The sequence below is a fragment of the Streptomyces sp. NBC_00557 genome, from assembly GCF_036345995.1.
GTDB lineage: Bacteria > Actinomycetota > Actinomycetes > Streptomycetales > Streptomycetaceae > Streptomyces.
Genome location: NZ_CP107796.1, coordinates 6,824,127 through 6,837,872, shown reverse-complemented (window position 1 = coordinate 6,837,872; position 13,746 = coordinate 6,824,127). Strand labels below are relative to the sequence as shown.

Here is a 13,746-nt window from a genome sequence, read left to right as displayed (position 1 = left end):
CGCTGTGAGCAGCGACCCGTGGGGCCGCGTCGACGAGACGGGGACCGTGTACGTGCGTACGGCCGACGGCGAGAAGGTCGTCGGCTCCTGGGCGGCCGGCTCCCCCGAGGAGGCGCTGGCCTACTTCGAGCGCAAGTACGAGGGCCTGGTTGTCGAGATCGGCCTCCTCGAGAAGCGAGTACGGACCACCGACCTGTCGTCGAAGGACGCCATGGCCGCGATCGACCACCTGCGCGAGCAGGTGGACGCGCACCACGCGGTCGGCGACCTGGACGCGCTGCGGGCGCGGCTGGACAAGCTGGTGGAGACCGTCGAGAAGCGCCGCGAGGAGCGCAAGGCGCAGCGGGCCAGGCAGTCCGACGAGGCCCGCAAGGCCAAGGAGGAGCTGGTCGCCGAGGCCGAGCAGCTGGCGCAGTCCGACCAGTGGCGGGCCGCCGGTGAGCGGCTGCGGGCGCTGGTGGACACCTGGAAGGGTCTGCCGCGTCTGGACCGCAAGTCCGACGACGAGCTCTGGCACCGTTTCTCGCACGCCCGGTCGGCGTTCTCCAAGCGGCGCAAGGCGCACTTCGCGCAGCTCGACGCGCAGCGCGAGGAGGCCCGCCGGACCAAGGAGCGGCTGGTCGCGGAGGCCGAGGCGCTCTCCGGTTCGACGGACTGGGGTCCGACGGCGGCCCGCTACCGCGAGCTGATGGCGCAGTGGAAGGCCGCGGGCCGCGCTCAGCGCGAGCACGAGGACGACCTGTGGAACCGCTTCCGCGGCGCCCAGGACGTGTTCTTCGCGGCCCGCAGCTCGGTGTTCGCCGAGCGGGACGCGGAGCAGGCGGAGAACCTGAAGCTGAAGGAGGAGCTGGCCGAGGAGGCCGAGAAGCTGCTGCCGATCAGCGACCTGAAGGCCGCGCGGGCCGCCTTCCGCTCGATCAACGAGCGCTGGGAGGCCATCGGCCATGTGCCGCGCGACGCGCGTCCCAAGGTCGAGGGCCGGATGCACGCGGTGGAGCGGGCGATCCAGGAGGCCGAGGAGGCCGAGTGGCGCCGCACGAACCCGGAGGCACGCGCGCGTGCCGAGGGTCTTACCGGTCAGCTGCAGGCCGCCGTCGACAAGCTGAAGGCGCAGATCGAGCAGGCTCGCGCCCAGGGCAACAACGCCAAGGCCGAGAAGCTGGAGCGTGAGCTGGAGGGCCGCCAGGCGCTCCTGGACCAGGCTCTGAAGGGCCTGCAGGAGTTCGGCGGCTGATCCCCCACCCCACAGGCGAAGGCCCCGTACGGCGCGTACGGGGCCTTTTCCGTTCCTGCGACGGATCGACTGGTCGACGGACGTAAACGCTGATCGCCGGAGGTAACGCTGATCGACGGACGTAACGGCTGGTCGCCGGACGTTACGACCGGCTGCGTCCCGACGTCACGCGGTAGACGTCGTACACGCCCTCCACGCCCCGCACGGCCTTCAGGACGTGCCCGAGGTGCTTGGGGTCGCCCATCTCGAAGGTGAAGCGGGAGGTGGCCACCCGGTCGCGGGAGGTCTGGACGGCCGCGGAGAGGATGTTGACGTGCTGGTCGGACAGCACGCGGGTGACGTCCGACAGCAGCCGGGAGCGGTCCAGCGCCTCGACCTGGATGGCGACCAGGAAGACCGAGGACTGGGTGGGCGCCCACTCCACGTCGAGGATGCGCTCCGGCTCGCGGGAGAGCGACTCGACGTTCACGCAGTCGCTGCGGTGCACCGAGACGCCGCTGCCGCGGGTGACGAACCCGATGATCGGGTCGCCCGGCACCGGCGTGCAGCAGCGGGCCAGCTTGACCCACACGTCCTCGACGCCCTTGACCACGACGCCCGGGTCGGCGCTGGAGCGGCGCTTGCGGCCCCGGCTGCGGGACGGCGGGACGGTCTCGTCGATCTCCTCGGTGGCCGCCTCCTCGCCGCCGAGGGCCTGGACGAGCTTCTGCACGATGTTCTGCGCGGAGACATGGCCCTCGCCGATCGCCGCGTACAGCGCGGAGATGTCCGAGTACCGCATCTCGTGCGCGAGCGTGACGAGGGAGTCGCCGGTGAGGATGCGCTGGATCGGCAGGTTCTGCTTGCGCATCGCCCGGACGATCGCGTCCTTGCCCTGCTCGATCGCCTCGTCCCTGCGCTCCTTGGAGAACCAGGCGCGGATCTTGTTGCGCGCCCGGGGCGACTTGACGAAGCCGAGCCAGTCGCGGGAGGGTCCGGCGCCGGGTGCCTTGGAGGTGAAGACCTCCACCAAGTCGCCGTTGTCCAGGGTGGATTCGAGCGGTACGAGCCTGCCGTTGACCCGCGCTCCTATGGTGCGGTGGCCGACCTCGGTGTGGACGGCGTACGCGAAGTCCACGGGGGTGGCGCCCGCGGGCAGCGCGATGACATCGCCCTTGGGGGTGAAGACGAAGACCTCGTTGCGGGACAGGTCGAAGCGCAGGGACTCCAGGAACTCGCCGGGGTCCTCGGTCTCCTTCTGCCAGTCCAGCAGCTGCCGCAGCCACGCCATGTCGTTGATGGCGTCCTTGTCCTTCGCGGACGTCCTGGGCGCGTCCGTGCGGACCTTGGAGGCGCCGGCGACGGCCTCCTGCTTGTACTTCCAGTGCGCGGCGATGCCGTACTCGGCGCGGCGGTGCATGTCGAAGGTGCGGATCTGCAGCTCGACCGGCTTGCCGTTGGGGCCGATGACCGTCGTGTGCAGCGACTGGTACATGTTGAACTTGGGCATCGCGATGTAGTCCTTGAACCGGCCGGGGACCGGGTTCCATCGCGCGTGCACGGTGCCGAGGGCGGCGTAGCAGTCGCGGACCGTGTCGACGAGGACACGGATGCCCACCAGGTCGTAGATCTCCGCGAAGTCACGGCCGCGGACGATCATCTTCTGGTAGACGCTGTAGTAGTGCTTCGGGCGGCCGGTGACGGTCGCCTTGATGCGGGCGGCACGCAGGTCGGCCTGGACCTCGTCGGTCACTATGGCCAGGTACTCGTCACGCTTCGGCGCCCGTTCGGCCACCAGTCGGACGATCTCGTCGTACATCTTGGGGTAGAGGATCGCGAAGGCGAGGTCCTCCAGCTCCCACTTGATGGTGTTCATGCCGAGGCGGTGGGCGAGCGGCGCGTAGATCTCGAGGGTCTCGCGTGCCTTCTTCTCCTGCTTCTCCCGCTTCAGGTAGCGCATGGTGCGCATGTTGTGCAGGCGGTCGGCGAGCTTGATGACCAGCACGCGCGGGTCCTTCGCCATCGCGACGACCATCTTGCGCACGGTCTCGGCCTGCGCGGCCTCGCCGAACTTGACCTTGTCCAGCTTGGTGACACCGTCGACGAGCAGGGCGACGGTGTCGCCGAAGTCGCGGCGCAGCTGGTCGAGGCCGTACTCGGTGTCCTCGACGGTGTCGTGCAGCAGGCCCGCCATCAGGGTGGCCGGATCCATGCCCAGCTCGGCGAGGATGGTCGTCACGGCGAGCGGGTGCGTGATGTACGGGTCGCCGCTCTTGCGCTTCTGGCCGCGGTGCCAGCGCTCGGCGACCTGGTAGGCGCGCTCGATCTGGCGCAGGGTGGAGTTCTCGATCTTCGGGTCGTTGCTGCGCACTATCCGCAGCAGCGGCTCCAGGACCGGGTTGTAGGGGTTCGCGCGCTGCACGCCGAGCCGGGCCAGACGGGCGCGGACGCGGTTGGAGGAGCCGCTGCGGGGCTGTCCGGCGGGCTGGCGGACCACGGGCGGCTGTGCCGGACGCTCGGGCGGGGCCGGCTTGGGACGCGTGGCCTCGGCTGCCTTCTCGACGGGCGCGGACTGGGCGTGCTCGATCGGCCCGCGGGTGTCGTTCTTCGCGTTGGACACGTTCGGCGCGGGCTTCGCCGCGGCGGCCGAGGCGGACTCGGGCTTTGCGGCGGTCAGGTGCTGGGCCTCGTCTGGCAAGAGGACTCCTCGTGCGCGATCCGGGTCCCCCGGTCAGGCTCCGGAGATCCCATGGTAGCGATCCTGCGGCTGGTCATCGCCCTCAGCCGGAAGTGAGGACCGTCTACCCCTGAAACACGAGAGGCTCCCGCCGGATTCCGGAAGATGGACTCCGGGTGATACGGAGACGTGCGGGGGCTGTCGTGCGGGTGTCCCGCGAGGAGCGTCTCCGTGGCCCGCGCGGAGGGTCTCCATGGCCCGCGCGGAGCGTTTCCATGGCCCGCGAGGAGGGCCTCCGTGGCCCGCGAGGAGCGTCGCCGGCTTCCGCGGGTACGGGCGGCCCTGCGGGCCCTGGCCGCCGGCGGGGTGTGGGGCTCCTGCGGAGTGTCTCGCCGTCACCGGGGGCGGGCGACCCCTGCGGGCCTTGGCCGTCGGCCGGGTGCGGGACCCCGTCGGCCCTCGCCGTCGACGCGCTACGGGGCCTCTGCGGGCTCTCTCTCACCGTCACAGGGGACGGGCGACCCCTGCGGGCCCTGGCCGTCGGCCGGGTGCGGGACCCCGCCGGCCCTCGCCATCGACGCGCTGCAAGACCCTGCGGGCTCTCTCTCACCGTCACAGGGGACGAGCGACCCCTACAGGTCCTCGCCGCCGGCCGGGTGCGGGACCCCGTCGGCCCTCGCCGTCGGCGCGCTGCGGGACCCCTGCGGGCTCTCTCGCCGTCACAGGGGGCGGGCGGCCCCCGTCGGCCCTCCCCTGCCTTGGTGCGGGCCCCCTCGACTGTCTCGGCGTAACCGGGGGCCGGCGGCACCGTCGGCCGGTGCGGTCGGGTATGTGAAGCGGCCCGGGCCGTGGCCCGGGCCGCTTCGTGCGGGGTCCGTTCAGACCTGGAGCAGCGCCTCCAGCGGGGCCTCGCCAAGGGCAGGCTTCAGGCGGGACCGGCCGGCCAGGAAGCCCAGTTCCATCAGCACGGCCAGGCCGCAGACCTCGGCGCCGGCGCGCTGGATCAGGTGGATCGCGGCCTCGGCCGTACCGCCCGTGGCGAGGACGTCGTCCACGATGAGGACGCGGTCGCCGGAGGAGAGGTCCTCGGCGTGCACCTCGATCTCCGCCGAGCCGTACTCCAGGTCGTAGGCCTGGCGCAGCGTCGCTCCGGGGAGCTTGCCCGCCTTGCGGACCGGGATGAAGCCGAGACCCGCGCGGACGGCGACCGGGGCGCCCAGGATGAAGCCCCGGGCCTCCAGGCCGACGACCTTGGTCGCGCCGGTGTTCGCCGCGATCTCGGCCAGCGCGTCGGTGAGCGCCGTGAACGCGGCCGGGTCCGCGAGGAGCGGCGTGATGTCCTTGAACATCACGCCCGGCTCCGGATAGTCGGCGACGTCCCGGATACGGCTGAGCAGCAGCTCCCTGATCTCCGTCATCGGCGCTTCCCCTGCGGTCGGCCGCGGCCCCGGCTGCGGGAGGCGGGCTGGTTGCGGGGGCCCACGACGGCGGCGGCCGCGTCCTCGGGGTCGTCGGCGCGGTCGGCGGCGAGGTCCTCCTCCGCGGCGGCCTGGGCCCGCTTGGCCATGACCCGCTTGGCGAGGGCCTTCATCGCGGGCTCGCGCTCCTTGAGGTCGGCGACGAGCGGGGTGGCGATGAAGATCGACGAGTAGGCGCCGGCGGCGAGGCCGACGAACAGCGACAGGGAGATGTCGTTCAGCGTGCCGGCGCCGAGGAAGCCGCCGCCGATGAAGAGCAGACCGGCGACCGGCAGCAGCGCGACGACCGTGGTGTTGATGGAACGCACCAGCGTGCCGTTGATCGACTGGTTGGCGATGTCGCTGAAGGTGAAGCGGGTCTGCTTGGTGATGTCCTTCGTCTGCTCCTTGAGGCTGTCGAAGACGACGACCGTGTCATAGAGCGAGTAGCCGAGGATCGTCAGCAGACCGATGACCGTGCCGGGCGTGACCTCGAAGCCGACGAGGGCGTAGATGCCGGTGGTGATGGTGATGTCGTGGATCAGCGCGACCAGGGCCGCGATGGCCATGCGCCACTCGAAGGCGATGGCCAGGTAGATCACCACGAGCACCATGAAGATGCCCAGGCCCTCCCAGGCCTTGTCGGCGATCTGCTGTCCCCAGCTCGGGCCGACCAGGTCGGCGGCGAGCTTCTCGGGGTCGAGCTTCAGGTCCTTGGCCAGTTCCTGCTTGATCTTGTCGGACTGGCCGGTGTCGATGCCGGCGATCTGGATGCGCAGGCTGCCGTTGCCGAGCTTCTGCACGATCGCCTCATGGCCGGAGGCGTCCTTGGCGTAGTTCTCCGCCTGGGTCACCGAGGTGCTCATGTGGGTCGGCGTGGTGAAGACCGCGCCGCCCTTGAACTCGATGCCCATGTTCAGGCCGCGCACCGCCAGGCCGACGATGGCCGTGATGGTGATCAGGATCGAGATGCCGTACCAGATCTTGCGCTTGCCGACGAAGTCGTACGAGATCTCGCCGCGGTGCAGTCGAGCGCCGAGGTTGCCCAGTTTCGACATCGCTCAGGCCTCCTTCGGGTCGACAGAGCCGGCGGGGCCGGCGGGACGGCGGGTGCGGCGCAGCGGCGGCTTGGCACCCAGGCTCTTCGGGTCGAGGCCGGACCACTTGTGGCCGCTCGCGAAGAACCTGCGGCGGGCGAGGAGCGTCATCAGCGGCTTGGTGAACAGGAAGACCACGACGACGTCGAGCAGGGTGGTCAGGCCGAGGGTGAACGCGAAGCCCTGGACCTTGCCGACGGTCACGATGAACAGGACGGCGGCGGCGAGGAACGACACGAAGTCGGAGACGAGGACGGTGCGCCGGGCGCGCGGCCAGGCCCGCTCGACGGCGGGACGCAGCGAGCGGCCCTCGCGGATCTCGTCCCGGATGCGTTCGAAGTACACGATGAACGAGTCCGCGGTGATACCGATGGCGACGATGGCGCCGCAGACGGCCGGCAGGTTCAGCGCGAAGCCGATGGCCGGGCCGAGCAGCGACATGATCACGTAGGTGAGGATCGCGGAGACCACCAGCGAGGCCATGGCGACGAGGGACAGGCCGCGGTAGTAGACGACCAGGTAGATCACGACCAGGCCGAGGCCGATCGCGCCGGCGAGCAGACCGGCGTGCAGCTGCTCACCGCCGAGCGCGGCGGTGACGGTGGTGACGGACTGCTCCTGGAAGGACAGCGGCAGGGCGCCGTACGACAGCATGTTGGCGAGGCTCTGGGCGTCCTGCTGGGTGAAGCTGCCGGTGATCTCCGCCTGGCCGCCGGTGATGGCCTGGCTGACGTACGGGCTGGAGACGACCTCGCCGTCGAGGACGATGCCGAACTCGTTCTGCGGGGACTGGTTCTTCGCCAGCCGGCCGGTGATGTCCGCGAACTTCTTGGCGCCGCTGGAGGTGAAGGTCATCTGGACCTGCCAGCCGGAGGCGCCCTGGGTGTCGAAGACGGCCTGCGCCTTCTTCACCTCGGTGCCGTCGACGGCGGCCGGGCCGAGGATGTACTTGTACCAGACCTTCCTGATCTGGCCGCACGCGATGGTGGGCTCGCCGGGCTTGGCGGCGCCGCCGACCTTGGCCCGCTCGGCGGGCTTGGTGCAGTCCAGGGCGGCGTACTGGGCCTGGAGCTTGGCGGCGGCGGAACCGGCGCTGGAGGAGGCCGAGGGGGTGGCCGTCGGCTTGGCGCCGTCCGAGGCCGACGTGCTCGGCGACGGGGTGGAGCCGGCCTTCAGCGCGTCGGTGACGGCGCGGCCCTGGGAGGTCGCCGAGGCCGTGGGGGACGCGGTGGAGGACGAGGACGCCTTCTGCTTGGAGGAGGCGGTGGGGCTCGGGCTCGGCTTGGAGCTGCCGCTCGGGGAGGCGCTCGGCGAGGGGCTCTGTGCGGCGCCGCCGCTGGGCTCACTGGCGAGGACCGGGCGGAAGTACAGCTTGGCGGTGGTGCCGACCTGCTGCTGGGCCTCCTTGGAGTTGGTGCCCTTGGGGATGTTGACGATGATGTTGTCGGTCCCCTGGGTCTGCACCTCCGCCTCGGAGACGCCGAGGCCGTTGACACGGCGGTTCATGATGTCGACCGCGGTGTCCATGTTGGCCTTGTTGATCGCGGACCCCTGATCGGCCTTCGCCTTGAGCGTGATGCTCGTACCACCGGCGAGGTCGATGCCGAGACGCGGAGTGGTGTTTCCGGAGAGGAACATGCCTCCGGTGAGCGCCACGATGGCGATCAGGATGAGGGCCAGCGAGCGCCCTGGCTTGCTCTGGGCGCTCGCGCTCCGGCCCCTCTTAGGTGCTGCCACCTTCTCGTACTCCCTCTCGGGCCGCTCGCGCCGGTGGGCGCGGACGGCCATGACATGGTGTCGGGCTGTTCCGTGCGGGAAACAGACGCCCGGTGGTGCGCGGGGCGGATCATGCCGCGCAGCGCACCACCGGGACGTGACTACTTCGCGTCGGAGTCGCCGTCGGTCTTCTTCGGAGCGTCCTCCGCCTTGGCCTCGGCGGCCTCGGCCGCGTCGGTGTCGCCCTCGTCGGCGTCCTTCTTACCGAGGTCGACGGCCTTGTCGTCGGAGGCGGCGGCAGCGGGCGAGTCGGAGTCGTCGGTCTCGGTGAGGGAGGAGGCGTCGTCCGGGACGATGTCGGTGTCGGACTTCAGGTCGTGCTCGATGCCGTGCACGATGCGGTTGTACTCGTCGTCGCTGAGGACGGCGCCGATCGCGTTCTTGGCGAAGAGGAGCTCGACGCCCGGCCCGGCGTCGAGGAGGACGGTTTCCTCGTTGACCTCCTTGACCGTCGCGTAGATACCCCCGATCGTGCGGACACCGGAGCCGGGCTGCATCTCGTTGCGCATCTGGGCGGCCTGCTGCTGCTTCTTCTTGGCCGAGCGCGTCATGAGGAACATGGCCGCGATGAGCACGATGAAGGGGAGAAGGGTAAAGGCATTCACGGGACGGGGTTTCCTTCGCGCGACCGCGACGGAGAGCGGCCTGTTGATGGGGGTGTGGGTCGGCGCCGCCCGCAAGGGCGGCATCGGCGGAGTCTAAGCGAGTCCGCGCGCATGGAACAACGCTCAGCATGGCACCTGAGTTCCTGCCCGGGCCAATGTCTGCGCCGTCCCACCTCCATCATTGCGCGGTCAGCTCCCGAACAGGTCCTGTTGCCCGTTTCCGCCGGTCGCCGAGCGGGGCGGGGTGAGGCCGAGGTGCGCCCAGGCGGCGGGCGTGGCGACCCGGCCGCGGGGGGTGCGGGCGAGCAGCCCCTCCCGGACGAGGAACGGCTCGGCGACCTCCTCGACGGTCTCCCGCTCCTCCCCCACCGCCACGGCGAGCGTGGACAGGCCGACCGGGCCGCCGCCGAACAGCTTCAGCAGGGCTTCGAGGACGGCGCGGTCGAGCCGGTCGAGGCCGCGCGCGTCGACCTCGTACACGGCGAGGGCCGCCGCGGCGATCTCGCGGGTGATCAGCCCGTCCGCCTTGACCTGCGCGTAGTCGCGGACGCGGCGCAGCAGGCGGTTGGCGATGCGGGGCGTGCCCCGGGAGCGGCCGGCGATCTCGGCGGCGCCGTCCGGCTCGATCTCGACGTCCAGCAGTCTCGCCGAGCGGTGCACGACCCGCTCCAGCTCGTGCGGTTCGTAGAACTCCATGTGCGCGGTGAAGCCGAAGCGGTCGCGCAGCGGGGGCGGCAGCAGGCCCGCGCGCGTAGTGGCGCCGACCAGGGTGAAGGGCGGCAGCTCCAGCGGGATGGCGGTGGCGCCGGGGCCCTTGCCGACGATGACGTCGACGCGGAAGTCCTCCATCGCCATGTACAGCATCTCCTCGGCGGGCCGGGACATGCGGTGGATCTCGTCGAGGAAGAGGACCTCGCCCTCCTGGAGCGAGGAGAGGATCGCGGCGAGGTCGCCGGCGTGCTGGATGGCGGGGCCGGAGGTGATGCGGATGGGAGCGCCCATCTCGGCCGCGATGATCATGGACAGGGTGGTCTTGCCCAGTCCGGGCGCGCCGGACAGGAGCACGTGGTCGGCGGTCGCGCCCCGCGCGCGTGCGGCCCGCAGCACGAGGTCGAGCTGTTCGCGGACCTTCTCCTGGCCGATGAACTCGCCGAGGTCCTTGGGCCGCAGCGCGGCCTCGACGGCCTGGTCCTCCCGGTCGGCGACAGAGCCCACCAGCCGCTCCGCGGCGGGCGTGCCGGTCGTGTCGTCCCAGTTCATGTGCGTGTGCCTTCGGCTCGGGGTCAGCGGGCGCGGTTCAGGGTCTGCAGCGCGGCTCTCAGCAGCGGGCCGACCTGCGGGGCGCCGCCCGCGGCCTCGGCCTGGGGGGCGACCGCGGCGACGGCCTCGTCGGCCTCGCGGGTGGCGTACCCGAGGCCGATGAGGGCCGCGTGCAGCTGGTCGCGCCAGCCCTGGGTGACCGGGGCGCCGACCGCGGGGGCGCCGACGGGTTCGCCGAGCCGGTCCTTCAGCTCCAGCAGCAGCTTCTGCGCGCCCTTCTTGCCGATGCCGGGGACGGCCGTGAGGGCCTTCTCGTCACCGGTGGCGACGGCGCGGCGCAGCGCGTCGGGGGTGTGCACGGCGAGCATGGCCTGGGCGAGGCGCGGGCCGACGCCGCTGGCGGTCTGCAGCAGTTCGAACACCTGGCGCTCGTCGTCGTCCGCGAAGCCGTACAGGGTCAGCGAGTCCTCGCGGACGACGAGCGAGGTGTGCAGCTTGGCGCTCTGTCCGACGCGGAGCGTGGACAGCGTGTTCGGCGTGCACTGGACGGCCATGCCGACGCCGCCGACCTCGACGACCGCGGCGTCGGGGGCGAGCGCGGCGACCGTGCCGCTGACGAAGGCGATCATGCCGTACGGCCTTTCGTTGCGTGGAGTGTGTGGCGGGCGACCGCCTGCTGGAGCCGGTTCTGGGCGGGGGCGCGCCAGATGTGGCAGATGGCGAGCGCGAGGGCGTCGGCGGCGTCGGCGGGCTTCGGCGGGGCGGAGAGCCGGAGCAGGCGGGTCACCATGGCGCCGACCTGCGCCTTTTCGGCCCGGCCCGAGCCGGTGACGGCGGCCTTGACCTCGCTGGGCGTGTGCAGCGCCACGGGGATGCCGCGCCGGGCGGCGCACAGCATGGCGACGGCGCTGGCCTGGGCGGTGCCCATCACCGTGCGCACGTTGTGCTGGCTGAAGACGCGCTCGACGGCGACGAACTCGGGCCGGTGCTCCTCCAGCCACTGCTCGATGCCCTGCTCGACGGCGAGGAGGCGGTGGCCGAGGTCGGCGTCCGCGGGTGTGCGGACGACGCCGACGCCGAGCATGGTGAGCGGGCGGCCTGCGACGCCCTCGACGACGCCGACACCGCACCGGGTCAGTCCCGGGTCCACCCCCAGTACGCGCACGCGCCCCTCCCTCCGACGGCCTGCCGATCCCCTGCCGATCGCCTGTTCGTGCAGGCTATCGGGTGGCACTGACAAAGCGGCGGGCCGACGGGGTGTGTCCCGTCGGCCCGCCGGCAAGCCGTGCGTGCTACGCCTCGACCTTCTCCATGATCTCGTCGCTGACGTCGAAGTTGGCGAAGACGTTCTGCACGTCGTCGCTGTCCTCGAGCGCGTCGATCAGCTTGAAGATCTTCTTGGCGCCCTCCTCGTCCAGCTCGACCTGCATGGTCGGGACGAAGTTGGCCTCGGCGGACTCGTAGTCGATGCCGGCTTCCTGGAGCGCGGTGCGGACCGCGACGAGGTCGGTCGGCTCGCTGATGACCTCGAAGTTCTCGCCGAGGTCGTTGACCTCCTCGGCGCCGGCGTCCAGGACGGCGCCGAGCACGTCGTCCTCGGTCAGCTCGCCCTTGGGGACGATGACCACGCCCTTGCGGTTGAACAGGTACGACACCGAGCCCGGGTCGGCCATGGAGCCGCCGTTGCGGGTCATGGCGACGCGGACCTCGGAGGCGGCGCGGTTGCGGTTGTCGGTGAGGCACTCGATGAGCACCGCGACGCCGTTCGGGCCGTAGCCCTCGTACATGATCGTCTCGTAGTCGGCGCCGCCGGCCTCCAGGCCCGCGCCGCGCTTGACCGCGGAGTCGATGTTCTTGTTCGGGACCGACGACTTCTTCGCCTTCTGGATGGCGTCGTACAGCGTCGGGTTGCCGTCCGGATCGGCGCCGCCCATCCGGGCCGCGACCTCGATGTTCTTGATGAGCTTCGCGAAGAGCTTGCCGCGCTTGGCGTCGATCACGGCCTTCTTGTGCTTCGTCGTGGCCCATTTAGAGTGGCCGGACATCTGCCTGTCTCCTTCGCGTAACCCATCTCTGTACGAACGCCAGAGATCCTACAAGGACTCTCACGTCCGGTTGGCGCGCACCATGTCGACGAACAGGGAGTGCACGCGGTGGTCACCGGTCAGTTCCGGGTGGAACGAGGTGGCGAGCGCGTTGCCCTGGCGGACGGCGACGATGTGGCCGTCGTGCTCGGCGAGCACCTCGGCCCCGGCGCCCACGGACTCCACCCAGGGGGCGCGGATGAAGACGCCCTCCACGGGGTCACCGGAGATGCCCTTGACGTCGACCGCGGCCTCGAAGGACTCGTTCTGCCGTCCGAAGGCGTTGCGGCGCACGATCATGTCGATGCCGCCGATGGTCTCCTGGCCCGAGCGCGGGTCGAGGATCTTGTCGGCGAGCATGATCATGCCGGCGCAGGTGCCGTAGACAGGCATGCCGTCGCGCACGCGCGCGCGAAGGGGCTCCATCACGCCGAACAGGACGGCCAGCTTGGAGATGGTGGTGGACTCGCCGCCGGGCAGCACGAGGCCGTCGACCTCGGCGAGTTCCTCGGGGCGCCGCACCGGCCTGGCCACGGCGTCGGCCGCGGCCAGGGCGATGAGGTGCTCCCGTACGTCGCCCTGGAGGGCCAGGACGCCTATGACGGGTGCGTCAGTCATGTGTTTCGTGCAGTCCTCTGAGGGTGGGGATTACCAGCCGCGGTTCGCGTAGCGCTCGGACTCGGGGAGGATGTCGCAGTTGATGCCGACCATGGCCTCGCCGAGGTTGCGGGACGCGTCCGCGATGATCTTCGGGTCGTCGTAGAAGGTGGTGGCCTTCACGATGGCGGCGGCGCGCTTGGCCGGGTCGCCGGACTTGAAGATGCCGGAGCCGACGAACACGCCCTCGGCGCCGAGCTGGCGCATCAGGGCCGCGTCGGCCGGGGTGGCCACGCCGCCGGCGGAGAAGAGGACCACCGGGAGCTTGCCCAGCTCGGCGACCTCCTTGACCAGCTCGTACGGGGCGCGCAGCTCCTTGGCGGCGGCGTACAGCTCGTGGTTGTCCAGGCCGCGCAGGCGGGCGATGTCGCCCTTGATCTGGCGCAGGTGGCGGACGGCCTCCACGACGTTGCCGGTGCCGGCCTCGCCCTTGGAGCGGATCATCGCGGCGCCCTCGGCGATGCGGCGCAGGGCCTCGCCCAGGTTGGTGGCGCCGCACACGAACGGGGTGGTGAAGGCCCACTTGTCGGAGTGGTTGACCTCGTCGGCCGGGGTGAGGACCTCGGACTCGTCGATGTAGTCGACGCCGAGGGACTGCAGGACCTGGGCCTCGACGAAGTGGCCGATGCGGGACTTGGCCATGACCGGGATCGAGACGGCGTCGATGATGCTCTCGATCATGTCCGGGTCGGACATACGGGCCACGCCGCCGTCCTTGCGGATGTCGGCCGGGACACGCTCCAGGGCCATGACGGCGACGGCGCCCGCGTCCTCGGCGATCTTCGCCTGCTCCGGCGTGACGACGTCCATGATCACGCCGCCCTTGAGCTGCTCGGCCATGCCGCGCTTCACGCGCGCGGTGCCGGTCTCGGGAGCCTGGTTCTCGATGGTGGACACGGGTGACCTCACTGATGGGAAGA

At 71.0% G+C, this 13,746-nt stretch carries 12 protein-coding genes; 1 reads left to right on the top strand and 11 read right to left on the bottom strand.

What is annotated here, in order from left to right:
- Positions 1-4: 4 nt before the first annotated feature.
- Positions 5-1,234, top strand: a complete 1,230-nt coding sequence (locus OG956_RS30175) for a DUF349 domain-containing protein (protein ID WP_330341157.1) — start codon at positions 5-7, stop codon at positions 1,232-1,234.
- Between the two features lie 142 nt (positions 1,235-1,376).
- Here OG956_RS30175 and relA read toward each other — a convergent pair whose 3' ends face one another.
- From relA to pdxS, 11 genes are all read right to left on the bottom strand, one after another.
- Positions 1,377-3,911, bottom strand: coding sequence for a GTP pyrophosphokinase (relA, locus tag OG956_RS30170; RefSeq protein ID WP_330341156.1), 2,535 nt, complete (start codon positions 3,909-3,911; stop codon positions 1,377-1,379).
- Between the two features lie 857 nt (positions 3,912-4,768).
- A complete protein-coding gene (locus tag OG956_RS30165) occupies positions 4,769-5,308 on the bottom strand; it encodes an adenine phosphoribosyltransferase (RefSeq protein ID WP_330341155.1) in 540 nt (179 codons plus the stop codon).
- On the bottom strand, positions 5,305-6,405 hold the full coding sequence (gene secF / locus OG956_RS30160; protein WP_330341154.1) for a protein translocase subunit SecF: 1,101 nt from the start codon (positions 6,403-6,405) through the stop codon (positions 5,305-5,307). Before secF ends, OG956_RS30165 begins: the two co-directional genes overlap by 4 nt.
- A 3-nt stretch (positions 6,406-6,408) precedes the next feature.
- Positions 6,409-8,181: a protein translocase subunit SecD gene (gene secD / locus OG956_RS30155; RefSeq protein WP_330341153.1), complete on the bottom strand. Its 1,773-nt coding sequence runs from the start codon at positions 8,179-8,181 to the stop codon at positions 6,409-6,411.
- Positions 8,182-8,321: 140 nt separating this feature from the next.
- Positions 8,322-8,825 carry a preprotein translocase subunit YajC gene (yajC, locus tag OG956_RS30150; protein ID WP_330341152.1) on the bottom strand — a complete coding sequence of 168 codons (504 nt, stop codon included), beginning with the start codon at positions 8,823-8,825 and terminating at the stop codon, positions 8,322-8,324.
- A 189-nt stretch (positions 8,826-9,014) separates the two neighbouring features.
- Positions 9,015-10,085 carry a Holliday junction branch migration DNA helicase RuvB gene (gene ruvB / locus OG956_RS30145; protein ID WP_330341151.1) on the bottom strand — a complete coding sequence of 357 codons (1,071 nt, stop codon included), beginning with the start codon at positions 10,083-10,085 and terminating at the stop codon, positions 9,015-9,017.
- Positions 10,086-10,108: 23 nt separating this feature from the next.
- A complete protein-coding gene (gene ruvA / locus OG956_RS30140; protein WP_330341150.1) occupies positions 10,109-10,714 on the bottom strand; it encodes a Holliday junction branch migration protein RuvA in 606 nt (201 codons plus the stop codon).
- Positions 10,711-11,250 carry a crossover junction endodeoxyribonuclease RuvC gene (ruvC, locus tag OG956_RS30135; protein ID WP_330341149.1) on the bottom strand — a complete coding sequence of 180 codons (540 nt, stop codon included), beginning with the start codon at positions 11,248-11,250 and terminating at the stop codon, positions 10,711-10,713. The genes ruvA and ruvC overlap by 4 nt, the downstream gene beginning before the upstream one ends.
- A gap of 127 nt (positions 11,251-11,377) precedes the next feature.
- On the bottom strand, positions 11,378-12,130 hold the full coding sequence (locus OG956_RS30130; protein ID WP_330341148.1) for a YebC/PmpR family DNA-binding transcriptional regulator: 753 nt from the start codon (positions 12,128-12,130) through the stop codon (positions 11,378-11,380).
- Between the two features lie 60 nt (positions 12,131-12,190).
- A complete protein-coding gene (gene pdxT / locus OG956_RS30125; RefSeq protein WP_330341147.1) occupies positions 12,191-12,787 on the bottom strand; it encodes a pyridoxal 5'-phosphate synthase glutaminase subunit PdxT in 597 nt (198 codons plus the stop codon).
- Positions 12,788-12,817: 30 nt separating this feature from the next.
- Positions 12,818-13,723 (bottom strand): pyridoxal 5'-phosphate synthase lyase subunit PdxS, encoded by a 906-nt coding sequence (gene pdxS / locus OG956_RS30120; RefSeq protein WP_330341146.1) that lies wholly within the window; start codon positions 13,721-13,723, stop codon positions 12,818-12,820.
- Between the last annotated feature and the right edge of the window lie 23 nt (positions 13,724-13,746).